The 24,692-nt window shown below is 33.3% G+C and carries 17 protein-coding genes; 11 read left to right on the plus strand and 6 right to left on the minus strand.

What is annotated here, in order from left to right:
- The 3 genes from LV89_RS16440 to LV89_RS16450 form a co-directional block, all read left to right on the plus strand.
- The coding region (locus LV89_RS16440; protein ID WP_146199184.1) for a transposase at positions 1 to 338 on the plus strand (338 nt) is incomplete at its 5' end.
- Between the two features lie 95 nt (positions 339 to 433).
- Entirely contained in the window at positions 434 to 1,804 is a 1,371-nt protein-coding gene (locus LV89_RS16445; protein ID WP_109744014.1) for an AAA family ATPase, read from the plus strand.
- A gap of 65 nt (positions 1,805 to 1,869) precedes the next feature.
- Positions 1,870 to 2,487 carry an RloB family protein gene (locus LV89_RS16450; protein ID WP_229201543.1) on the plus strand — a complete coding sequence of 206 codons (618 nt, stop codon included), beginning with the start codon at positions 1,870 to 1,872 and terminating at the stop codon, positions 2,485 to 2,487.
- 196 nt (positions 2,488 to 2,683) lie between these two features.
- Here LV89_RS16450 and LV89_RS16455 read toward each other — a convergent pair whose 3' ends face one another.
- Positions 2,684 to 3,931, minus strand: a complete 1,248-nt coding sequence (locus LV89_RS16455) for a GWxTD domain-containing protein (protein ID WP_109744016.1) — start codon at positions 3,929 to 3,931, stop codon at positions 2,684 to 2,686.
- 164 nt (positions 3,932 to 4,095) lie between these two features.
- Between LV89_RS16455 and LV89_RS16460 the strand changes: the two genes are divergently transcribed.
- The gene (locus LV89_RS16460) at positions 4,096 to 4,866 is read left to right on the plus strand and encodes a class I SAM-dependent methyltransferase (protein WP_109744017.1); all 771 of its coding nucleotides are present in this window, start codon (positions 4,096 to 4,098) and stop codon (positions 4,864 to 4,866) included.
- 163 nt (positions 4,867 to 5,029) lie between these two features.
- Here LV89_RS16460 and LV89_RS16465 read toward each other — a convergent pair whose 3' ends face one another.
- On the minus strand, positions 5,030 to 5,620 hold the full coding sequence (locus LV89_RS16465) for a hypothetical protein (protein ID WP_109744018.1): 591 nt from the start codon (positions 5,618 to 5,620) through the stop codon (positions 5,030 to 5,032).
- 474 nt (positions 5,621 to 6,094) lie between these two features.
- A complete protein-coding gene (locus LV89_RS16470) occupies positions 6,095 to 7,351 on the minus strand; it encodes an alkaline phosphatase family protein (protein ID WP_229201540.1) in 1,257 nt (418 codons plus the stop codon).
- 461 nt (positions 7,352 to 7,812) lie between these two features.
- Here LV89_RS16470 and rlmB point away from each other — a divergent pair, with 461 nt between their 5' ends.
- Complete coding sequence (gene rlmB, locus LV89_RS16475; RefSeq protein WP_109744019.1) at positions 7,813 to 8,622, plus strand: 23S rRNA (guanosine(2251)-2'-O)-methyltransferase RlmB; 810 nt, start codon at positions 7,813 to 7,815, stop codon at positions 8,620 to 8,622.
- Between the two features lie 253 nt (positions 8,623 to 8,875).
- Positions 8,876 to 9,553 (plus strand): TapB family protein, encoded by a 678-nt coding sequence (locus LV89_RS16480; protein WP_109744020.1) that lies wholly within the window; start codon positions 8,876 to 8,878, stop codon positions 9,551 to 9,553.
- 1,206 nt (positions 9,554 to 10,759) lie between these two features.
- Here the strand turns inward: LV89_RS16480 and pth are convergent.
- The gene (pth, locus tag LV89_RS16490; RefSeq protein WP_109744022.1) at positions 10,760 to 11,320 is read right to left on the minus strand and encodes an aminoacyl-tRNA hydrolase; all 561 of its coding nucleotides are present in this window, start codon (positions 11,318 to 11,320) and stop codon (positions 10,760 to 10,762) included.
- Between the two features lie 190 nt (positions 11,321 to 11,510).
- On the opposite strand from pth, the gene LV89_RS16495 reads away from it, so the two are divergent.
- The 3 genes from LV89_RS16495 (at position 11,511) to LV89_RS16505 (ending at position 17,622) form a co-directional block, all read left to right on the plus strand.
- The gene (locus LV89_RS16495; protein ID WP_109744023.1) at positions 11,511 to 15,737 is read left to right on the plus strand and encodes an OmpA family protein; all 4,227 of its coding nucleotides are present in this window, start codon (positions 11,511 to 11,513) and stop codon (positions 15,735 to 15,737) included.
- Between the two features lie 209 nt (positions 15,738 to 15,946).
- Complete coding sequence (locus LV89_RS16500) at positions 15,947 to 16,705, plus strand: NIPSNAP family protein (RefSeq protein WP_109744024.1); 759 nt, start codon at positions 15,947 to 15,949, stop codon at positions 16,703 to 16,705.
- Between the two features lie 161 nt (positions 16,706 to 16,866).
- A complete protein-coding gene (locus tag LV89_RS16505) occupies positions 16,867 to 17,622 on the plus strand; it encodes an SDR family NAD(P)-dependent oxidoreductase (RefSeq protein ID WP_109744025.1) in 756 nt (251 codons plus the stop codon).
- A 315-nt stretch (positions 17,623 to 17,937) separates the two neighbouring features.
- Here the strand turns inward: LV89_RS16505 and LV89_RS16510 are convergent, their stop codons facing one another.
- Complete coding sequence (locus LV89_RS16510) at positions 17,938 to 20,364, minus strand: TonB-dependent receptor (RefSeq protein WP_109744026.1); 2,427 nt, start codon at positions 20,362 to 20,364, stop codon at positions 17,938 to 17,940.
- A 423-nt stretch (positions 20,365 to 20,787) separates the two neighbouring features.
- Here LV89_RS16510 and LV89_RS16515 point away from each other — a divergent pair, with 423 nt between their 5' ends.
- Positions 20,788 to 21,684, plus strand: a complete 897-nt coding sequence (locus LV89_RS16515) for a hypothetical protein (protein ID WP_109744027.1) — start codon at positions 20,788 to 20,790, stop codon at positions 21,682 to 21,684.
- An 82-nt stretch (positions 21,685 to 21,766) separates the two neighbouring features.
- Here LV89_RS16515 and metG read toward each other — a convergent pair whose 3' ends face one another.
- Entirely contained in the window at positions 21,767 to 23,800 is a 2,034-nt protein-coding gene (metG, locus tag LV89_RS16520; RefSeq protein WP_109744028.1) for a methionine--tRNA ligase, read from the minus strand.
- 158 nt (positions 23,801 to 23,958) lie between these two features.
- On the opposite strand from metG, the gene LV89_RS16525 reads away from it, so the two are divergent.
- The gene (locus LV89_RS16525; RefSeq protein WP_109744029.1) at positions 23,959 to 24,489 is read left to right on the plus strand and encodes an REP-associated tyrosine transposase; all 531 of its coding nucleotides are present in this window, start codon (positions 23,959 to 23,961) and stop codon (positions 24,487 to 24,489) included.
- Positions 24,490 to 24,692: the final 203 nt, after the last annotated feature.

Below are 24,692 nucleotides of genomic sequence, written 5' to 3' on the forward strand. Positions count from 1 at the left end.
GTAATATCCTTGAGGATTTAACAGCCATTGATATTACTGATATTTATCGCTTACGCTGGGAAATTGAAAGATTCTTTCGATTTATTAAGCAAAATCTGAACTTTTCTCATCTGATTTCACGGGACTATAATGCTATAAAAAACATGGCATATGTAATGTTAATTGCAGCCATGTTTATTGCTTTGTATGCCAAATTAAACGAGCGTAATGGATTTAAAATCAATAAATTAAAATTCTTATATGAACTCGAAGCTGAACTTGTCAAAGAACTAATCATTCTCTGTAAAGGTGACCCCAATTTATTAAATCAATACTTCCACGCAGGTTTCGGACAATAGTGCTATAAAACCTACCTCTGTAAAATAAAATTCAAAAAAAATAAGCCCTATTTGTGATACTTTCACTAAATTCACACTCATTTAATAAATAATAGATGCTAATTAGATTCACAATTGAGAATTTTTTGTCTTTTAGGGACAAAGAGATATTTTCTTTATTACCAAGTAAAGGAACTCTTAAGCCACAACATAAAACAAAGCCAGTTAAAGGTACTTCGGTTTTAAAAACGGCTGTCGTTTTTGGTGCAAATGCTTCAGGAAAGTCTAACTTGATAAAAGCAATTGAATTTGGTAAAGAACTAATTTTAAAAGGTACAAAAGCTGAACAACCTATAACTTTTGATATATTTAAATTAGACAAAAAATCAATTAAAGAAAATTCTCGAATAGAATATGAAATTCAACATAAGAACAAAAACTATGCGTATGGTTTCATATTTAATTCCAAAGAAATAATTGAAGAATGGCTTTTTGAAATAAATAAAAAATCTGAAATAAAAATATTTGAGAGGACAAATTCAAATCAATATGATTTCCCAGCCTTAAGTAAGAAAAATAACAAGAATGAATTACAATTCATAGAGTTTACAGCTAAAGGAACGCCAAGAAATCAATTATTTCTAACTCAAATAAGAAATACAAACATAAAAGAAAATGTAAATGACATTTCTGACATATTAAATGTTATAGATTGGTTTCAAAATGCTTTAACTGTTATTTACCCTAATTCAAAAACTGTAGGCAAAAAATTTGAATTGCTTGAAAACACCGATTTGAAAAATCTGTTTACTGAAATGTTAGATTATTTTGATACTGGAATTGATGGTATAGATTTTAAAGAAATTGAGTTCAAAAAAACAGATTTACCTGATGAAGTTATAGAAGATATAAAAAATGACTTATTAAGTGATAAATCAGAGAAAAAAGGAGCATTTTTGTCTAATCCACAAGATGACAAGTATTATATTATTACAAAGAATAAAGAAAATGAATTAGAAGCGAAATTGCTTAAAACAATGCACAAAGTAGTTGGAGGAACTTTTGAATTATTTGATTTAAAAGATGAATCTGATGGCACAAGAAGAATTATGGACTTAATTCCATTAATTATAGACTTTTTTAAAGGTGGAAATATTTTTATAGTAGATGAAATGGAAAGAAGTCTGCACCCTAATTTAATATATGATTTATTTGATTTTTTCTTAGAAAAATGCGAAGATATTAATAGTCAATTTATAGTTGCAAGTCACGAATCAACCTTGTTAACTCAAAAATTATTGAGAAAAGATGAAATTTGGTTTGCTGTAAAAGACAAACAAGGTGCAAGTCATTTACATTCTTTAGAAGACTATAATATTAGGTTTGACAAAGAAGTTAGAAAAGATTATTTATTAGGAAGATATAAAGGAATTCCTAAGCTTGGAAATAGAAATAAACTTACTGTTTTGCCATTCAACAATGATTAATTATACCAAGAGAACCTATTCCATTAATCCGAAAAGGAGGTTTTGTAGATGCTGAAAAAATATACATTTTATCTTATGAAGGTACAGTAAGTGAAAAAAAATATTTTGAAGATTTTAGAAAATCAGATTTATTTAATAACAATGGACTTATTGAGACAATCTCACTGAAAAGACCAAAAGACAGAGGTTCAGACCCAATTAATGTAAAAAAATTATTACAAGAAGCAAAAAGAGAATACAATTTTAAAAACACTGATGAATTTTGGTTAATAATTGACAGAGACCATTGGGAAACAATACATAATCATAATTTCAATAAATTAGTTGAAGACTGTAATTCTGAAAAGAATTTTTATTTGGCTATGAGTAATCCTTGCTTTGAAATTTGGCTTATTCTTCACTTGAAAGATATAAACGAATATACAAATGATGAGCAAGAAGCTTTATACAAGAACGCTAAAATCAGTAATGCAAAAAATCATATTGATTTAGTTCTTGGGGAGTTACAAGGTAAAGGTTATAATAAAAGACCTGACCCTGAAATATATAATCCATTAACATTAACTGCAATTGAAAGAGCAAAAATTTTAGATAATATTGGAGAAAATTACCCTTCAAAAATTGGGTCACATTTGTATAAATTAATTGAAAATCTAATAATACAAAAAAGCCCAAACGCCTAATAGCTAAGTCTTCATCATGACTGCAAGCCATGCGATAAAGGCTTAGTTGAACTTAACCTCTGGTAGCAGTCCGTTTAATTAATTTCTCTTATGATTTGCCGTTCGACTTGAAGATTTTGGAAGAGAATGTTTTATAATTTTCAATAAAAACTACAAAAAAATAGGGAGACAATCTCACTGATTATCTCCCTATTTTTTATTTAATCACAACATCTCCATTTCGCCATTGTTCAACCGTTGGAAACCAAATGGATTGATATTCTGCGTAGCGTTGAAGTTCGTAATGGTCATCTACAAATTGATTGGAACGCTTCGTAAAAGTAAAATTCAATTCTGAATATTGGGTTGCCCGATTGTATGTCCAAATTTCACGGTCTTTAGTTCTGCTGATTCTTACGGGGTCGCCCATGATGATAAAAACCATTCCTTTGTCGGTTTTCCAACCTTCTTTGTATGTTGTAAACAATCGGTTTGCTTGCTCAACTCGCTGATAAAAGGCTTTTATGGTACGTTTAGCCGTTGATTGATTTCCTTGCATGATATTCAACCAATAGTTATCAAGTGTTCTTTTAGGTTCTTTTGAGCTGTATAAATCTGCCGTCTCTGCATTAGTACTCATATAAATCAATGGACGAACCAATTTTTCAGGCTTGGTCAATTTAGGAAACCTTTTGTCTGTAACAACCATGCCAATACCATACGCTTCTGTTGTGTCTCTCGAAAAATAATAAAGAGCATCTTGAGCCAATACGATAGGTGTATTAGACTTGATAGTAAATGCGGAGTCAACAAAAAGACTTTTGGTTGGGACTTTAGGAGTTGTTGACATGGGCGACAAAGCTGCATCAAATTCATATTTATAACGATATGCCTTGAAAGTCTGCTCACGGTTATCTAAACTTCTCAACACCACTGTATCTTCAATAGAAACAAAGTTTTTCGGCAGTGGTTTATTACCTGTTTTGTCAAAAAACATAAAGTAATCACTTGCTTTTCCAGACTGAAATCTCAAAAAACAATCATTGACTGTCTTATTATTAGTTTTTAAATCTTTTATTTCGGTTAATAACAAACCAGTAATATTATCTTTAGGCTTCGGAATATCAAACCAAACCGTAAAAAGGTCATCGTCTTCTGAAACATTCTCTAAATTTAATGTAACTGTACCCGAACTTAAAGTTTGTTGCTTAACTGAATAATCTGAATATAAGTTATAGCTGATAGCGTATTCTTTCAACAATTCATTTACAGTTATGCTCCTATCGGTATTTATACTAATATAAGCTCTTACAGATGAACCATTGTCCAAAAATCTACTCTTACTAATTAACCTTTGTAGCGTTACTCGGTTTTCTGCAAGATTATTAGTTTTATTATTCGGATTGGTAGCAGTACAACCTACCAATAAGGCAATAGAGATACAGGTAAATAGTATTTTTTTCATAAATCAAGAATCAATTTTTACTTATAACGAATTCAATTTATGAAGTATTTTTCTGATGTCAAGCAAAAGCGGTAAATTTGGCATAAAATTGTAAGATAAATTCATAATATATCTTTATGGGCAGAATCCTGTGAAGTAATTGAGCAAAATATACCCCAAGAATCATGTACAAAACCACCGAAATTGCCTCCTCTGAAATCATTTCTGACAATCCTGTTCATCAGCGTTTGTTATTTCCATATATTGAAGCTGCTAAAATGGTTTCGGGAAATTTACTCGAAATTGGCTGTGGAACGGGACGTGGAGTGGCAGTTTTAGCTCCTTCGGTTGCTAATTATACGGGAGTTGATAAAAATGAGCCGTTAATGACCAAATTATCAACAGAATACCCAAATTTTAAATTCATAGATATGTTTTTGCCTCCGCTAAAGGGTTTGGCAGATAATACATTTGACTATATCGTTACTTTCCAAGTAATTGAACACATTGAAGACGATAACGAATTTATCAAAGAAGCTCACCGTGTGCTGAAACCAGGAGGAAAGTTGATTTTGACGACTGTAAACCGCAAATATTCTTTATCGAGAAATCCTTGGCACGTGCGTGAGTATTTGGCGAGCGAGTTGAAAAACTTGATTTTAAAGCATTTCGGAAGTATTGAAACGAAGGGTGTTCACGGAAATCCGAAAGTGATGGCGTATTACGAAGAAAACAAACGTTCTGTTGAGAAAATTACTCGTTTTGATATTTTTAATCTTCAATACCGTTTGCCAAGATGGATGCTTCAAATTCCTTATGACATCGCTAACAGAATGAGTAGAAATATCATTCAAAAGTCTGATAACAAATTAGTTACAGGAATCACCCATGAAGATTATTTCTTAAATAACGACGCTGAAGAATGTTTTGACTTTTTCTATATTGCTACGAAGTAGGATTCATAGCACGCAGATAACACAGATACAAGTAACGCAGATTTTACAGATTTTTTAATAAATCTGCGTTACAAAATCGTAATGCTAAATTCAAAAAAACAAAAAAGGCTCAAAATTGAATTTCAATTTTGAGCCTTTTTTGTTTTTTCTCCCAAATTGCCGATTAACTTCTCGGCATCATTTTGTAAGTAATATTTACTTTTTCTGTTCTTTCATCAACAACTCCTGCATAAAAACCTGCAAAAACGGCTGCTGTCTGAATATCAATATCATTTAGATTACTTACGTCCCATTTTACTTTCTGAGCGTCAATGCTTAAATGCAAGACTAAATGATTTTTCCCTTTTTCAAGAATATCCCAAGAGACTTCTTGACCATCTTCAAATTCCATTAACAACTTTGTGTTGTTGTCTTTCAAATCCCAAGTACCATTATGCTTCTTTCCGCTTTCATCTGTATAAACTACTTTTTCGTCAGCAGAAATTTTAAAAGACTCTTTTGAAAAGTCGTGTAAATTAGCATCAATACCACGTTCATACAATACGTTTCTACGAGCATCCGCTTGATAATTCACGACATTCACAATCCAATTTCTTGATAACATTTTTACTAATGTTTCGTCATCAACTTCTTGAACTGTCACTAATTGGTTTTTCTGGGGAGAAAGATTACTTTGTTGTTGCTTTACTTTACAAGCATAAACTACTGAGCCAAATACTAAAATGGCAACAGTTAATTTAACGATTTTTTTCATCTCCTTACTTTTTTTGTTTATGTAAATCTCTTTCGACTTACGTTAATAGATAATTATCCCGAGACTTCGACAAGAAGCCTTTTTAGAAGTAAATAATTATTTTCGAGTGGTTAGTAATATTAGGATTTTTCGTGGAAATGTTTTCCTGCGATACATCAGGAATGAGAAAAGAAACTTGACAAGCTACTGAAATACAGTAGTTTAAGATTAGCAATATTTGTGCGACTTCAAAGAACGAATTGTACATTTCCACAAACAGAGTACAAAGATAATACATTTTTTTCGTAAAAAACAAACCGTTTGATAAAAAAGCAAAATTGTACTTTATCTTGATTCATATAATTATGCTAATTAACAGGATAATACAATTTATTAAATTGAACAGTTAGAGACCTTAAATGATTCATATAAACGAGAAAAACCGTTCCTTTACAGAAACGGTTTTTCAGATGATATTACGATAAATGAGTCTGATTATTTTTTCAAAATTGGAGCTAAAACCTTCAATTTTCCATCAATTTCATGTTCATATTTTAGTCCAAGAATTTCGGTAATCATTGGATAAACATTCACATTTTCAAAGCTATCAATTTTTTGTCCTTGCTTAAAGGCTGGTCCCCAAGCCAAGAAAGTAGCGTGCATATCCTCAATAGCTGGGTCAAATCCGTGTTTTCCGGGAGTGGTTGGTTTTCCTGTTATGCCAAAAACTTTTGGCAAATGTGGCACTAAAAGAATATCTCCTATTCTATTAAATTTATCATCTTTTGTTCTATAATGCCAACGCTTCGGAATACGTTTTGCCAAATAAACATCAAAGTCTTTTGCTTCTTCTTTTAAAGCTTTATAAGTTGGTTTAATATCATTTTTATCTTTTGCATAGATATGCAAAAGAGCATCGCCACGAGGAATTGTAAACTTTGTTGGGTCGATTGACTTTGGTAATGGCATGGTGTGTTCATTATCAACTTTGGTCATTCCATGGTCTGACACAAATACAAAATTGACAGGCAAATGTAGAGAATCAACAGTTGCCACCAATTTCGCAATGCTATTATCAACAAAATGTACGGCTTCTTCTACTTCTTTAGAATCTGGACCGAAAGTATGAGCTTCGTGGTCAACTTCTGGAAAATAAAACGTAATAATGTGCGGACGCTTATCTTCTGGCAATTGTAACCAATCTTTTACGGTTTTGATGCGAGTATCAATATCAATTTTTTCGTTGTAGTTATAATAATACGTCGGTAAAACGCCTTGAATATTACTTTCAGAAGCTACCCAATAAAAGCTGGCACTCAACATTTTTTGTTGTTCTGCCAAAACCCATAAAGGCGTTCCTCCGTACCAAGAACCGTCAGCAACTGCTTTTTTATTCCCCATTCCGTAGCCTTCATTTCTTTGTGGGTCATAAAAAGAATTATCGACCAAACCATGATGCGACGGATACATTCCCGTAACAATAGAATAATGATTGGGAAAAGTTAAGGAAGGATAAGACGATTGCATGAATGATGCTGATACGCCATCGTTACTGAATTTTTGTAGATTTTTAGCTTGATATTTATTGGCAAAATCCCAACGAAACCCATCTGCTGAAATCAGAATTACATAAGGTTTTTGAATTTGCTCTGGACTATTTGTTCTGTCTGGAATTATTTGCTGGGTTAAATCTTGAGAAAAAGACAGAAAGGAACTCAAGCACAATAAGATAGGAATAACTTTTTTAATCATGGGTTTTAATGAAAATACAGCCTTTAATGGGCAAAGTATCGTTTGTTTGGATGAATAATAAAGCCACAATTTAGCCCATTACAATACAAAAACAAACGAAACTGTAAACTATTTGTCGCAGACAAATTTAGACCACAGATTGAACTGATTTTACGGATTTACACTGTGACACACAGTCTGGGAAGCAGTCAGATAAAATAAAGAAAAATCAGCGAAAATCAGTACAATCCGTTTCATCAGTGGTCTATCGTTTGTCTTGTGACAAACCCTTTATTGTTCCGAAAACAAAAGACCATTGTTTGTCAGTATAACATTTAACTGTTTTTTAATCAGCAAAAAGCCATATTTTTAGAAGAATTTGAAAACGAAAAACATAAACATAAAAAAGACAGCAAAAACTTTACGAACTTTGCAATAAATATTCACATGTGAGATAGACTCATAGATTTAAGATTCCAGATATGGCAACAGAAAATAAACCAGAAGGATACAAAAAACCAGAAGGGTATAAAAAACCATTTAATAATTATTTTAACCAACCTAAACCAGACAATAAAGATATTGTGTTTGGAATTCAGTCGGTTTTAGAAACCCTTCGTGCTGGCAAAGAAATAGATAAAATACTGGTACAAAGAGAGTTAGGAAGCCTTGAAGTATTAGAATTTGCTCGTATGAGAGGAATTCCCGTACAAAAAGTACCTTCTGAAAAATTAGATAGAATTACTCGTAAAAACCACCAAGGGGTTATTGCTTTCGTTTCGGCAATTAATTATGCCAAACTTGAAAACGTTGTGGCAGATGTTTATGAAAAAGGCGAAGTTCCTCTCCTACTCGTTCTCGACCGCATTACAGACGTAAGAAATTTTGGAGCAATTGCCCGTACTGCCGAATGTACAGGTGTTCACGCTATCGTTATTCCAAGTAAAGGGGCAGCTCAAATTAATGCAGATGCCATGAAAACGTCTTCAGGAGCATTAAACTTTTTACCTGTTTGCCGTGAAGATAATTTGTTTTTAACCGTAAAATATCTTCAAAATTCAGGAATTCAGGTAGTGGCTTGTTCAGAGAAATTATCAAAAAATATTTATGATATTGACTTTACCGTTCCAACTGCCATCATTATGGGGTCAGAGGAAGACGGTATTTCAGAAGAATTATTACGTTCAGTTGACGAATTAGCTACTATTCCAATGGCAGGACGTGTTGGTTCACTTAATGTGTCGGTGGCAACGGGTGTAATTCTTTATGAAGCAGTCAGAAAAAGACTTTAGTTTTAGCACTCTTATTAAAAATTAAAAAGCTCCAATCAGAGAAATACTGATTGGAGCTTTTTAATTGATTTTTACTGTATAAGTATTCGTTAAAAATTAGTTTATGTTTGACACTAATGCCTAACAACTAAATCCTAACCTCTACTACTTAATCAATATTAATAACCGTTCACTAATTCATCACTTGTCATGGATTTTATTTCCATAAACTTATTATATATTTGAAACATCAAAATAACCCTCACTCATAAATATGAAAAAAATCCTTTCAGTATTTGCCATTATAACCGTTTTTGCAAATGTTATTTATTCTCAAACTTGTGGTTATTTATTAATGACTAACAATGCTGAAGTTGAAATGTCAATGTTTGACAAAAAAGGTAATCCTTCTGGAAAATCAGTCTATAAAGTAATTTCCAGCAACGGCTCTGAAGCCAAAGTAATGTCAAAAGTCTTCAACGAAAAAGGTAAAGAATTAAGTAGCGGAGAAGGAACGTATAAATGTGATGGTAAAAACTTTTCGATGGATATGAAAGCTCTTCTTCCGGGAGAACAAGCCAAAGCAATGAATATGAAGGATATGGAAGTGAAAAGTAATAACGCTTCTATTTATTATCCTTCAAACATGAGTGTAGGTACAACCTTACCAGATAATGAATTTACTGCCGAAACCTATGCAAGCGGTATGAAAATCATGAGTATGACCTTGAAAGTTAGTGACCGAAAAGTAGAAGGAAAAGAAAGTATTACTACGTCAGCAGGTACTTTTGAATGTTTTAAAATTACGAGCAATCAAAATATTAAAGCCATTTTCAATATCAGTATTCAAGTTACAGAATGGTTTTCGCCCAATATTGGCGTAATTAAAACAGAGTCGTATCGTAAAGGTGATTTATTCTCCTCAACTTTGATTACCAAAATCTCGAAATGATAAAAATTGTTACCATAAATTAATATTCCCGAAAGCCTGATACTCATGGACTCAGGCTTTTTTGTAACATTTTAAACATAAAAAAGAGCATCGCCATAAGCAATGCCCTTTCCCGTCTTACCTCTAAACCTATTTAACTATGAAAAATTCTAAATCTTGAAACTAATTAAGTACTCCATCGTATCTAAACCTCAACCTTGAAATAATTAGTTTGAAAAAAGAGCATCGTCATTAACAATGCCCTTTCCTGTCTTACCTCTAAACCTATTTAACTATGAAAAATTTCTAAATCTAAAAACTAATCCAATACTCCATCTTGCTTTAACCTCTTACCTTGATTGTTTAGCTTATAAAAAGTGGCGTTTCCAAGAGAAACGCCCTTTCCCGTCTTACCTCTAAACCTATTTAACTATGAAAAATAACTGCACTAATCTTTTTAAGAACTAATCAAATACTCCATCAATCGAAACCACAACCTTGAAATGATTAGTTTGAAAAAAGTGGCATCTCCAAAGGAAATGCCCTTTCCCGTCTTACCTCTAAACCTATTTAACTATGAAAATCTTTATGCTCTTTCCCGTCTTACCTCTAAAGCTATCGGGCGACGTTTCGCTTAACTATGAAAATCTTTATGCTCTTTCCCGTCTTACCTCTAAAGCTATCGGGCGACGTTTCGCTTAAAATGAAAATCTTTATGTCTTTATGCTCTTAAATTTTGAATAAAAATGGTTAGGTATTTAATCAAAATAATCGCAAAATTAAGCTCTCTAATCTTATTTTTTATTGACAAAAATCAATAAAGTTTTTTTTAATTCTCTTTGCTAATTTGTACTACAATAACAATAATCTAATAAAAAAAAGTTCAATAAATTAAGTCCTTAATATTTATAAACTTGTAACGTAATGGTATTTTAAAAGTCACACATTTTAAAAAATATTTTTTGAACTATTCTTAGATTTGTCTAAGTGTGTTTCTGACTTATTCAACGATGCAAAGTTCTGCAATATTTTTCACTCTTGCAAATTTTTCTTGCAAATGTCTGATTTTACCAAGTTATAATTACTTAAAAACCAAGACAAAACATATACTTTTGCGTATTATTGAGTATTTATTACCAAATAATCTTTTGAAAAAATCAGCAAACAATTACAAAAATTTTGTTTTACTTTTTTTTAAATAATTTTAAAAATATTAAAATAGTACAATTACTGATTAAAAGCGTTCATAGTCTTATCTAAGCCTTGTAAACAGAAGCTTAATATCATATCAGAAGCACGGTCGAGGTACTCTGGAAGTTGTTCAATTTGTTGCCCTTCAAAGTTTCCTAAAACATATTCTACTTGCCTTCCTTTGCCAAAATCATCACCTACTCCAAAACGTAATCGGGGGTATTCTGGAGAACCTAAAATTTCTTGAATATTTCTCAAACCATTATGTCCTCCATGCGAACCTTTGGGTTTCATTCTTAATTTTCCGTAAGGTAAAGCAATATCATCTGTAATAATAAGAATATTTTCTTTTTCTATCTTTAATTCTTTCATCCAATAATTTACAGCCTTCCCGCTTAGATTCATGAAGGTGGTGGGTTTTATTAAATGAATTTGTTTGCCTTTATGTTTTATTTCTGTGTGATATGCGAGACGCTCCATCGAAAATTTCGTCTCAAAGCTGCCACTGAGCCTGTCAAGCACCATAAAACCAACATTGTGACGAGTGAGAAGATATTCAGGTCCTATATTTCCCAGACCTACGATTAGATACTTCATGTGTATTAGATTTTATATTTTTTGATTGGAAATTTATTAATTCTGGATTCTAATTCTACCTTTTTTACAAATATTTTAATTAACTAAATGATTTTCAGAGCTATCGTCTGATTTATCCATCAAACAATTGCTTCATATTTTAGGTGAATGAATCGCTAAAAATGAGTAATTTTGTTTTTTAAATTGACCCATGAGAAACCATACCACTACCATAAATATTCTTACTTCATCAATACTGATTCTGTGTCTGGGAATTCAAAATGCTTTTTCACAAAATGAAAAAGCAATGCCTGCCCCTATTAATACCGCCAAATTTACAGAATATGCTCCATCAGTTAGTGCGGATGGACGAACTCTTATTTTTGAATCTGACCGTCAAGGAGACTGGAAACTTTTTGAATCGAGACGAAACGGAAAAGTTTGGTCTGTACCAACCGCTATCCCCAAAATTACAACTACTTTTTTTGAAAAAGCCCCTTTGGGTGGTCCCTGTGTTAGTTATGACGGCAATTTATTGTTTTTTTCTGCGAATGGAAAAGATTCTGACGGTCATGAGGATATTTATTATTCAGTCAGAGAAAAGAATGGTTGGTCATCGCCCATGAATTTGGGAACACCCGTTAATACGGTTGACTATGAAGGTTACCCGTCGTTATCTGCCGATGGAAAATATTTATACTTTGCCAGAGCTAAATATATTTTTGGTGATAAAAAAGATGCACAACAAAGATGCTATCGAATCATGCGGTCTGAACGTGGTGCAGACGGCAAATGGCAAACTGCGGTAGAATTACCAAGTCCAGTCAATTTAATTTGTGAGAAAGCTCCTCGAATTATGCCCGATGGCAAAACGTTGATGTTTTCATCAATCAGAAAGGATGGACAAGGGAATTTTGATATTTATAAATGTGAACTCCAAGCCAATGGAACTTGGACAGAAGCGGTTGCTTTAGAGTTCTTAAATACCTCAGGGGCAGACCAATTCATTGCCGTTCCTGCTTGCGGAGATGTGATGTATTATGTACATGATGGAGACATTTACAATGCTGAAATTCCGATGAAATCAGTGGCAACTATTCAAGGCTATGTTACTGATTCGAGTTCAAATAAAGCATTGTTTGCTAAAATTATGGTTTCAGAATTAAGCAATCCTAATAAAACAATTGCAGAATTTACTTCAAATGGCTTAGACGGACGTTATTCAGCCGTTTTGAATCCAAACGGAAAATATATCTTTGAAATCAGCGAATCTGGTTTTTACAGAAAAAAGGTAGTCGTTGATTTATCTGAAAAAAATGATTGTGAAACCGTTGAACAAGACTTTAGATTAATTCCTTTAGGTGGGAAATCTCAAAGTAATGACGTCTATAAATTGAGTTTCTTGGCAATTGATGCTCAAACAAACCTTTCTATTCCTGCCAGTTTTGAAGCAATGGAAATCAATACGGGACAGTCCATTGCACTTCAATACAACCCGCAAACTTTACAAAATCAGGGAACATTTAGACTGAAGGAAGATTATTCCATCGAAGCATCTATGAAAGGTTATAAAAGTTCAAGCCTTTCTTTGAGAGTTGATGACAGAGCTGAATTACTGCCCGTAAGTATTATCAAATTAGACCCAATTTCTACCAACTTTGTGGTTCAAGCATTCGACGGAAGTACCAATGATTTACTAAAAGATACTAAAGTTACTATCACAGAAATTGCGACCAACCAAACGGCGGTCGTGAAAGCAAATCCAGAAACAGGTGAATGTGGAACGAACTTATTAACGGGCAAACAATATAAAGTTGTGGTGTCGTCTGATTTTTGTGAAGACAATGAGCAAACAATTACAAAAACAGACCAAATCAATCGAATTTCTGTTAAATTAATTCCAAAGAAAATTTCAACGGTAAATTTTATTGCTTTAAATGGAGAAACAGGAGAACCAATTAGCGGAGATTTTACGGTAACTTCAGAAAAAACAGGAAAAATTTTCAAAGCTACCAACGTAAAACCTAAAGAAGTTTTCAGCGTAAAATTAGCTCAAAATGATAATTTGAAATTAGAAGTTATTTCTGACGGCTTTGCAACTGCTCGTAAATTGATAGAAATCAGCGATTTAGTTTTGGGCGACCGTCGTGATTATGAGGTAAAATTGGTAGTTGACCGTTATCCGCTAACAATAAAAGTAATTGATGCTGAAACACAAAAAACTATCAAAGAAGCAACGGTAAAAATTGCAGATTTAAAAACTTCTGAAATCAAACAAGCAACCAAAAATAAAACCAATGATTTTTCAGCGAATTTGAAACGTTCTGGTTTTTATGAAATAATCATCAAAGCAGAAGACTATGTTGAGGTTAAAGAAAAAATTGATAAAATGCCCGACGGTGGAGCAGTCAATTTTATGCTTTTAAAGAAAAAACGTTTGCCTGTCAATTTTGTAGTAGTTGATGTAACTACCAATAAACCCGTAAAAGCAACGCTCAATGTAAAGTTAGAAAAAGAGCAAAAATCTTTTTCATTTAAAGATGAATCTGAAAGTATTGTGAAAGTTGCAGAACGTGAAGTTTTTACTGTTGAAACATCTGCCGACGGTTATAAACCTAAGCAAAGTACCTTCAATATGGCAGATTTCAGTTTAGACAAAAAATATACGTTTGATATTCGTCTCGAAAAAGCCATGTTTGTTTTAAATGTTAAGCCAACCAATAAAATAAACAACGAAATTATTAAAGATGGAAACTTCCAAATTATAGACTTAACGGCTAAAAACAACAAAGTTGATATTGTAAAATTACCGAGTGGCAATGCAACAGTAAGTTTACTTCCAGAAAACAAATATCGTTTAGAAATCATCGCTGAAGGTTTTGAGAAATTTGAACAGGAGTTGTCAAAACTTACCCAAGACGAGTTAGTTTGTTTGCTAACTCCCAAACCTCAACAGTCAGCTTTAGTGTTTTCTGCTATTGATTCAACCAGCGGCAAAGTATTGGAAGCTACCTTTAAAGTAACACCTTCTAAAAGCTCTATTTTAGTACAAGGAAAAACAACAGAAAGCACGCCTGAGTACAAACTACCGCTTGTTGAAGAAGATGAGTTTCATTTAGAAACATTTGTGAAAGGGTATTATATCAAAAATGAAAAGGTTAAATATAGCACTTTGGGCAAACCACAAAAACACGTGGTGACAATGTCTCGTAATTTCTCTGTTTTGAGTTTAAAAGCCTACGATGCCAACACCAATCAGCCCATTAGAGAAGTGTTTTACAACTTAATTGATGCCATGAATAACAAACCTGTGGCAGCCATGATTACACTTCCAAACGGAGAATGTAGTGCAGACTTAAAACCGGGTCATGAGTATCTTATTAAAGCTAAATTAGCAGGTTATGACGACTATGAAAGTCGTTTTACGGCAAGCATAGATGATGTAAACAAAGCGATTAAAATGCGTACTTTAAGAAAATATAACCTCTTTTTGTTTGCTATTGACGCTTTGAAAAAAACGAAAGTATCTGCAAATTTTACCCTTCATGACCCAAGCGGAGAAGTTATTGCTACTGGAAAAACAGATGCTTTGCGTGAGCAAATAGCAGTAATTTTAACGGAAAAAACAAACTATACCATTGAAATTATGGCTACTGGTTATAAACCTTATGAAGGTAAAATTATGCCAGATAGTACGATGAAAGGAGAAAAATCTCAGATTGCTACTTGGTTAACAAAAGACGAAAGTAAATTCACATTCCGTGTTTTAGATTCGCAGACGCTTAAAGTTATTGATAAATGCTCTGTGAAATTGACCGATGTTAAATCAAATCAAGAGTTGGTTTTGACTAAAAAAGGAGACGAATATTCAGCAGAATTAAGCCCTGTGGCGAGCTATATTTTAGAAATTGAAGCACAAGGATTTACAAAAGCTATTAACCGAATTGACCCAAATTCTGACCGTAAAAAAGACATTCAGTTAATGCGTACCAAAGAACCTGTGGTAGCCAAACAACCGTCTTTATCGGCTTCTACGGTGAACCCTAAAGAAAAATTGCCCACATCAAACACCAAAAGTTTTGACAAAATAGAAACAGGTAAAGCCATTACTTTAAATAACGTGTATTTTGAACAAAGTAGTTTTATCATGAAAAAGGAGTCTTATCCTGAATTAGATAAAGTGGTTGCCATTCTTAGAAGTAATCCTAAAACAAGAATTGAAATTGGCGGACATACAGACAATGTAGGTGACCAAAGATTAAATTTGGCATTATCAGAGAATAGAGCAAAGGTAATTTTAAATTATATCGTAAGTAAAGGTATTGAAGAAGAACGTCTCTTATATAAAGGATATGGTGGCACAAAACCTGTAGCACCAAACGATACAGAAGATAATAAAAAGAAGAACCGTAGAGTTGAAATCATTGGAATTCAGTAAATAGACTTCCTGCGAAAGAGTTTTAAGTCGTAAAACAACATCTTTTCGGCTACAAATAGCGAAAATTTTTCAAGATTGGGCATCCCCCCATTTCTCTGCTATGCTTTCAAAATTCCCGCTATTTTCACTCGAAAATATACCATTTTTCAATCATAAAACACTTTCGCAGGAAGTCTAATGAAGCAACAAACAATCCAAATATATTTAATATGAAAAAGCAACTATTCCTTTTATTCTTTTTAGCAATTGCCACTTTCAGTCTTCAGGCTCAGTCGGATGCTAATAATCGTTTGTACGAACTACGAACTTATTATGCCTCAGAAGGAAAAATGCCAGACCTGATGAGTCGCTTTCAAAACCATACATTAAAACTATTCTATAAGCACAATATGCGTTTAGAAGGTTTTTGGCTGCCTTTAGGCGATAACAAAGACAATAAATTAGTCTATCTTCTATCCTACCCGTCTCGTGAAGCAAGAGATAATTCTTGGAAAGAATTTATGACTGATAAAGACTGGATTACGGCAATGAAAAACTCTATCATTAATGGAGAAATTGTTGCCAAAGTTGAAAGTGTTTTCTTAAAAACAACAGATTTTTCACCTAATAATATGGAATCTGTGGGTAATAGAGTTTTTGAATTACGTACTTATAAAACTACGACTAATCATTTACCAAATCTATTAGAACGTTTCAGAAATCATACGCTTAAATTATTTGAAAAATTTGGAATGACTAATATTATGTACTGGACACCTACCGACAAAGCTCAGGGTGCCGATGATATTTTAATTTATTTCTTAGCACATAAAACAAAAGACGCTGGATTGGCTTCGTTTAAAGCATTTGGGGCAGACCCAGAGTGGCAAGCAGTCAAAAAGGCTTCGGAAGAAAAAGCAGGCGGTTCATTAACGATTAGCGTTACTTCAGAATACTTTGCTCCTGCTGATTTTTCTCCGTTGAAATAGGTTTTGGGTTTTAGGTTTTAGGTTTTAGGTTTTAGGTTTTAGGTTTTAGGAAAGTGCTTTTCTATTTCCTATAGTTCATTAAGCTTATCTTTAAACATTCTTTTATATAGAAAATTTACAAGTAACTGTTCATTCAGATTACAAAAATATCAACAAAATATATGTCAAAACTTGCTCTTATTACGGGTGCTTCCTCTGGAATTGGCAAAGCTACTGCCGAAGCCTTCGCTGATTTAGGTATTAATCTTATTCTTTGCGGAAGACGTTTAGACCGACTTTATGAAATCCAAGAAAGTCTTTCAGAAAAAGTCAAAGTCAATATTCTAACTTTTGATGTACGTAAAAAAGAAGATGTAGAAAAAGCCTTGCACACACTACCAGAAGAATTAAGAGCTATTGATATTTTGGTAAATAATGCAGGAAATGCTCATGGATTAGGTCCTATTCAAGACGGTAGTACGGATGATTGGGACGCTATGATAGACGGAAATGTGAAAGGTTTGCTTTATGTTTCAAAAACAATTATGCCTTGGATGATTGCTCGCCAAAAAGGACATATCGTCAATATTAGTTCGATTGCTGGCAAATCAACTTATCCAAATGGCAATGTTTATTGTGCTTCAAAAGCAGCCGTCGAAGCCATTTCAGAAGGAATGCGTTTAGACTTAAATCCTCATGGAATTAAGGTAACAAACGTTGCTCCAGGAGCAGTTGAAACAGAGTTTTCATTAGTTCGCTTCAAAGGCGATGACAAAAGAGCAGAAGCCGTTTATAAGGGTTTCGTCCCTTTAACAGCTCAAGACGTAGCCGAAATTATTGCATTTACCGTAACTCGCCCTCCACACGTAGTTATTGCAGACATGACACTTTTCCCTGTTGCACAGGCATCAGCTACGGTACTTCGTAGAAATTCTTAGTGTATTTTTATTTGAATGTTGTAGTGTCCATATAATAGATGTATGTGTATCTACATCAATTTTCATTTTTCATCACTCAAAAAAGGGTATTCGTAAAATAATAGCATAAAAATCCTTATACTTAACAGTAACTTAATACTTAAAAAGTATATATTTGTATCAATTTTCATAGTTAAATAGGTTTAGAGGTTAAACAGATAAGGGCGGGGGCTTCTCCTGTCCTTATTTTATTTTTAGCACTTAGGCTTTAAATTCCACAAAAAAAGGTAACAATATTTCTATTGCTACCTTTTTCAAGTCTTGTATTTTATATTATTACCATTTGAATGCTACCGTTAAAGAAGCCATTCTTGGAGCAATAGGATTCACGGAATTATCATCGTGAATATTGTAGCTCATCTCATTCAATAAGTTAGAAACTTTTCCACGAATTGAGAATTTAGAGAAGTTATATCCTGCACTCAAATCAATCTGTGTATAAGCATTTACTGGTATTAATTTATACACATCGTTTGCTACTGTCAATCGAGTAGAACGTCCTGCTACTCTCTCTCCAAAATACATTGCTGTTAAACCAAGATTCAAGCCTTTTAATTTTGTACCAGAGAAAGTGTAATAAATACTTGCGTTTGCGGTATGGTTAGGGTTATATCTTAATAAACTATTGATGATATAGATATTACTTTTTGTATAACGTGTTTCGTTGTAGCTATATCCTGCCATTAATGAAAAACCTAAGAAAGGTTTACTTTTCAAATCTACCTCAATTCCTTTACTTGTTACTTCTCCTGCCAATTCTCTGATAGTAGTGTTTGTATTACCATTTGCTAAACTGGTCTGAGCTAAGTTACTGTTTACAATTTGGTAAGCCGTAATATTAGCAGAAAGTAAACCGTTCAATAATTCGTTTTTCATACCAACTTCATACTGATTGATAAATGATGGTGGCAAAGCATTTCCAGAAACATCAACACCTGTATTCAGCGTAAATGAGTTTGAGTAACTACTGAATAATGACATCTTTTTAGTTGGTTGATAAACTAAACCAAAACGTGGCGTAAATGCTCCATCAAAATATTTTGTAGATGCGGTTTTGTTAGTTGATAATGTCAAAACATCACTTCCTGTTTCTTGATAACTATATCTTAAACCTGCCAAAAACTTAATTTTATCACTTAAACTAACTAAATCTTGAATATAAGCTCCAAATCTATAAACAGGAGCAGTAGTAACTGTGGTTGCTGTTAAAGTAGGGATATCGGTACGAGCAACGTACAAATTAGGTTGATAAATATTGATAGAGTCATATTTTGCTAAACTGGCATAAGCTGACGTTTTTGTTTCATAACGGTCGAAATCTGTACCTACTAATACGTTATGATTAACATTTCCAGTTTTGAACTGACCTGTTAAATCAACTTGACCCATCAAATATTTTTCTTCAACTTGTGAACGTTGAAGTCCTCTTATCCATTTTCCTGAAGTTGCAACCGTAGTTGGACGAACATTGGCAAATAATTCACTTGAATAATCTCTATATGCACCCGTAGCAGTTACTTTCCAAGCATTATTTAATTGATGTGAAATGGTTACGTTAGCAGATTTCTGTTTAATATCATAATATGACCATTTTACGCCAATAAAACGCTCACGAGGAAGGTTAGTAATCTCATAATTGATAGCTCCAACTCCAAAATCTGCCGTTCTACGGTCTTTCATATAATCTCCCTCTAAAGTAATTTCAGTTTTATCACTCAATTTGAACAATAATGAAGGGTTCACATAAACTCTCTCAGAATTTACATTCTCTCTGAAACTATTTCCTTTTTCATACGTTCCATTGATACGATAAGCTACTTTTTTACTTCCTAACACAGAACCATAAACATCAATAGTTGGTTTATAGAAATCATAAGAACCTACTCTCATAGAAACCGAACCACCCGATTCAAATTTTGGTTTTTTAGTTACCAAGTTTAAAATACCTCCTGCGGCTACGTTTCCGAATAAAATAGCAGAACTTCCTTTCATGATTTCTACTTTTTCTATTGACGACATTTCTGGCATTGTACCATTAAAATATCTTGCTCCGTTTTTGAAAGTATTAGAGCTACCAAAGGCAAAACCACGTCCAGCAATTTCTTCTTGATAACCACCCGTATTACCCATAATATAAACACCATTGGCATTCATTAGGGCATCACTCAGACGTAAAACTTGTTGACGTTCTAAAACGGTACGGTCAATCGTAGAAACGGCTTGTGGCAAATCCATCGGTTTGATAGAAACCTTACCAATATTAACCGTTTTCTCATTCGCAGATTGAACTCCAGAAACTGTTACTTCTGAAAGCTCATTAGTAGATTCGAACAATTGAAAATCAGCAGTTACTATATTTTCTCCTACAATTTCAATCGCTTTCTCTTGTGTTTTCATTCCCACAAATTTCACGACTAATGTATATGTTCCCGCTTTAATATTTTTAATAAGGTATTCTCCATCTTCATTTGAGATAGCACCGTATTTTGTATCTTTTAAAGAAATATTTACAAATTGTACATTTTCTCCATCTTTTGCAGTAATTTTTCCTTTAACAACTCCACCTTGTTTATGGTCATCATTAAGAATCTCAACAGAATTTACAGCCCCTTCATGTGTTGTTGCTAAATTCTGTGCATTGGATATACTATTAATTCCTATCAATAATGATAGAAAATAGATATTTTGGGTAAATTTTTTCATTCTATATTTATTTGGATTACTTCTAAATAATACACAAAGCTATATTCTATTTAGAATCTGTACAAATAAATACGAAACTTTATTTAGAATAGATTTAAACAAAGTCAATAAATCATATAATTTGTCAAAAAAAGTCAATAATTAACTCATTTGTATTCTGATAAAGACGATTGTATTGAAAATGGCTCAATCTAATAGTTTTTTTAGTGAACTTTCTTTCATCAATTTAAAAGAAAGCATATAAAAACGTTGAGACTAAAACTGAATTTGAGAGAACACAAAATGAAATATTGAGTTATGTAAAGAGGGTGAAATTTTACAGATTATAATCGCTTTACTAATCAAATTTTGTTTATTTGTATATTTATTTTGAGTTCAACTCTCAAATACCTCACTGACTATCAATCACATAACAGTAAAACCATGAAAAAACTATTTCTATTACTAACTCTTTTTTTTTGTATTTTTAAAACAGAAAAAACTTTTACACAAACATTTACCGCAAAAACGGGCGACCTATATCTTGGCGATAATGACACTGATTTTAGTGGAAGTTTAGATATTTTATCGGGTGTGATTAAAAAAAATGACAAGGTTGATATTTATGCAGAAACGGGCAGGAAGTTTACCGCAACTATTACAAAAATGACTGGCGACGACCGCAAAGAAATTACGCAGTGTAAAGCTGGACAATATGCGTATTTTGATTTAAAATTCACATCAAATCCATCTACGGGCAAAGATTATCTCAGAAAAGGATATAAAGTATTTCCAGCGGGTTTTCAAGCAAATACTTCTGCAATAAAGGCTGAAACAGAAGCAACATTAGCTAAAAGTGCCAATTTAAAAGTTACTCTCGACGGCAAATCATTCAGGGGAACTGTAACATACAAAGGAGCTTCCTTCTGGAAAAAAGGAGTAAAAAACGTAATTGAAAAACCATATTTACAAATTCAGTTTAGAAGCGTTGATTCTCCTGATGACAGAACTTTAACGATTCAGATATTTAATCCCAAGGAAGTGCCTACAAAATATGGTGCATCTGATTTGGAAGTTAATTTTTCGGGAGCAACTGATGGTGTAAAAGAACACACTACTTTGTTTGGCTTTGTAAATGGCAAAGCAGATACTCCATTTACTGTAGAAGTAAGTAAATGGCAAAAAGTGTCTAATACAAAAGCAATTATTTCAGGAAAAATCTATGGAGATTTGAAGGAAATCAAAATTTTAGGAAAAGCCAAAGCAATCAACAAATTTGAAAACGGCGTTTTTGAAAATGTAGAAGTAGAGGTTTTTAATGAGTTATATGATTTAAAATAGGTGGGTTATAGAAGTTAGGATTTAGTACTACCAATCAGATATGATAATACTAAATCCTAACTTCTAATAATTTTTACGCAATTTAGGCTACAATACCGCCATTCCAAATTTGTTTATCTGGTTGGATAAATGACAATGAACCGTCTTTGTCTTCAGCCATCAGTACCATTCCTTCAGAGGTCATGCCCATCATTGGACGTGGAGCGAGATTTGCTAAAAATGTTACTTGTTGACCCACAATATTTTCTGCTTGAAAATGCTCGCCAATACCGCTTAAAATTATTCTTTCTTTCAAGCCATCATTAATGGTCAATTTTAATAATTTCTTACTTTTTGCTACTTTTTCCGCTGCTACAATTGTTCCGATACGAATATCCATTTTAGCGAAATCATCGTACTTAACTTCCTCTTTAATAGCTGGAACTTCTTTCCCTGCTAAAAGATTCTGACGCTTTGCATCTTCTAATTTCTGAACTTGAGCTGCCACGGTTGCATCTTCAATTTTTTCAAATAATAAACCTATATTAGTAATTGCCTGACCTTCTGATAATAAATCTGCACGACCTGCCTCTGACCATTGTAAAGATTCAACATTCAAAATTTTACGTAATTTTTCAGAAGTAAAAGGCATGAAAGGTTCACACAAAATTGAAAGATTTGCTGCAATTTGTAATCCAATATTCAAAATGGTAGCGGTACGTTCTGGGTCTGTTTTGATAACTTTCCAAGGCTCGGTATCTGCTAAATATTTATTCCCTAAACGAGCTACGTCCATCGTTAGAGCCAATGCTTCACGGAAACGATAGTTGGCAATAGAATCAGCAATTTTTGATGGCAATTCTTGCAAAGTAGCCAAAGTTTGTTGGTCAAACTCCGTTAATTCGCCTTGTTTTGGCACTTTACTTTCAAAATTCTTTTCAGTAAGTACAACTGCACGATTGACAAAATTTCCGAAAATACCCACTAATTCAGAGTTATTACGAGTTTGGAAATCTGCCCATGTAAAATCTGAATCTTTAGTTTCTGGAGCAGATGCCGCCAAAACGTAACGTAAAACATCTTGTTTCCCTTCAAATTCACGAAGATATTCGTGCAACCAAACCGCCCAATTTCTTGATGTTGAGATTTTATCACCTTCCAAGTTCATAAATTCATTGGCAGGAACATTATCTGCAACAATAAATCTACCGTCAGCCATACACATGGCAGGGAAAATCAAACAGTGAAAAACGATATTATCTTTCCCGATGAAATTAACCAAACGAGTTTCTGGGTCTTTCCAATATAATTCCCATTGGTCGGTTAATTCTTTGGTCATTGAGATGTAGCCAATCGGTGCATCAAACCAAACGTACATTACTTTTCCTTCGGTATCTGGCAAAGGAACTTTAATTCCCCAGTCCAAATCACGAGTCATAGCACGTGGTTTCAAACCATCATTCAACCAAGACTTTACTTGTCCCAATACATTCGTTTTCCATTCTGGGTGGCTTTCAATGTATTTTTCAAGCATTGGTTGCATCGCATCTAAAGGCAAATACCAGTTTTTGGTTGCCTTCATGATTGGCGGTTCGCCACTCAATGCTGAACGTGGATTGATAAGTTCGGTTGGTGAAAGTGTAGAGCCACAACGCTCGCATTGGTCACCATAAGCACTTTCATTTCCGCATTTCGGACAAGTACCTACGATATAACGGTCAGCTAAGAAAGTCTTTGCTTTTTCGTCATAATACTGCTCGGTGGTTTCTTCAGTGAACTGTCCTTTATCATAAATTCTTTTGAAAATATCTTGCGACATTTCATGATGAACTTGATTAGACGTTCTTGAATAAATATCAAATGAAATCCCAAATTCTTCGAAAGAATCTTTGATAATTTTGTAGTATTTATCAACAACTTCTTGAGGTGTTACGCCTTCTTTTTTGGCTTTTATTGTAATGGGTACACCATGTTCATCTGTTCCAGAAATGAATTTAACATCTTGCCCAGTTGCACGCAAATAGCGAACGTATATATCCGCAGGAAGATAACAACCTGCAATGTGTCCGATATGAATAGGTCCGTTAGCGTAAATTAAAGCTGCTGTAACGGTGGTTCTTTTGAATGTTTTTGTCATAATTTAATATTTACTCGTACAAGTCTCAATAATTATATGAAAATGGAGCCTTCTGACTCACGAAGCTTTTACAATTACAAAGGTATAAAATTTGGACAGGGCTTGCTAAATTTTAAAGAAGTTTGGATATTTGAGGACACTACAAACAATTTTATCTTATGAGACGGACTACCCAAAATGAAGCAACAAATTTTCTTACTTTAACTATCGTTGATTGGCTTGATGTGTTTACACGAAAGGAATACAAAGATTTTGTTATCCAATGCCTAAATCATTGTCAGAAAAACAAAGGGCTTGAAATTTATGCCTATGTCATTATGACAAACCATGTTCATTTAGTTGCCAGAGCTGTTGGAGACCAAACATTAAGTGAAATACTTCGAGATTTAAAAGGTTATTCTTCAAAAGAATTAGTAAAAATGATTGCGGAAAATCCTAAAGAAAGTAGAAAGGGGGTTTTTCTACCAATATTCTACAAAAGGGGTGTTGACAATCCTGTTAATAAATATCATCAATTTTGGCAAAATGAGAGCTATCCTGTTGCATTAAATAACGCTGAGATAATGAAACAAAAGATAGATTACACGCACTGGAATCCTGTAAAAGCAGGTTTTGTCAATGAACCTTATGAGTATTTATACAGTAGTGCAAATCCACTTAGTCCTTTGAAAGTAACCAATTGGCAATAAACATGAAACCTGATAAATGCGAACCTTGAGGCTATGCTATGGTTCAAGTCAAGAAACTTGAACCAGTTACTTGCTCTCGTTCAAGTCTCCATCTTTTCATTCAAGTCTCCAGACTCACGGAACTAATTTACATTCTGCGAGCCTTGGGCTATGCTATGGTTCAAGTCAAGAGACTTGAACCAGTTACTTGCTCTCGTTCAAGT

Source organism: Arcicella aurantiaca, assembly GCF_003148625.1.
Classification (GTDB): domain Bacteria; phylum Bacteroidota; class Bacteroidia; order Cytophagales; family Spirosomataceae; genus Arcicella; species Arcicella aurantiaca.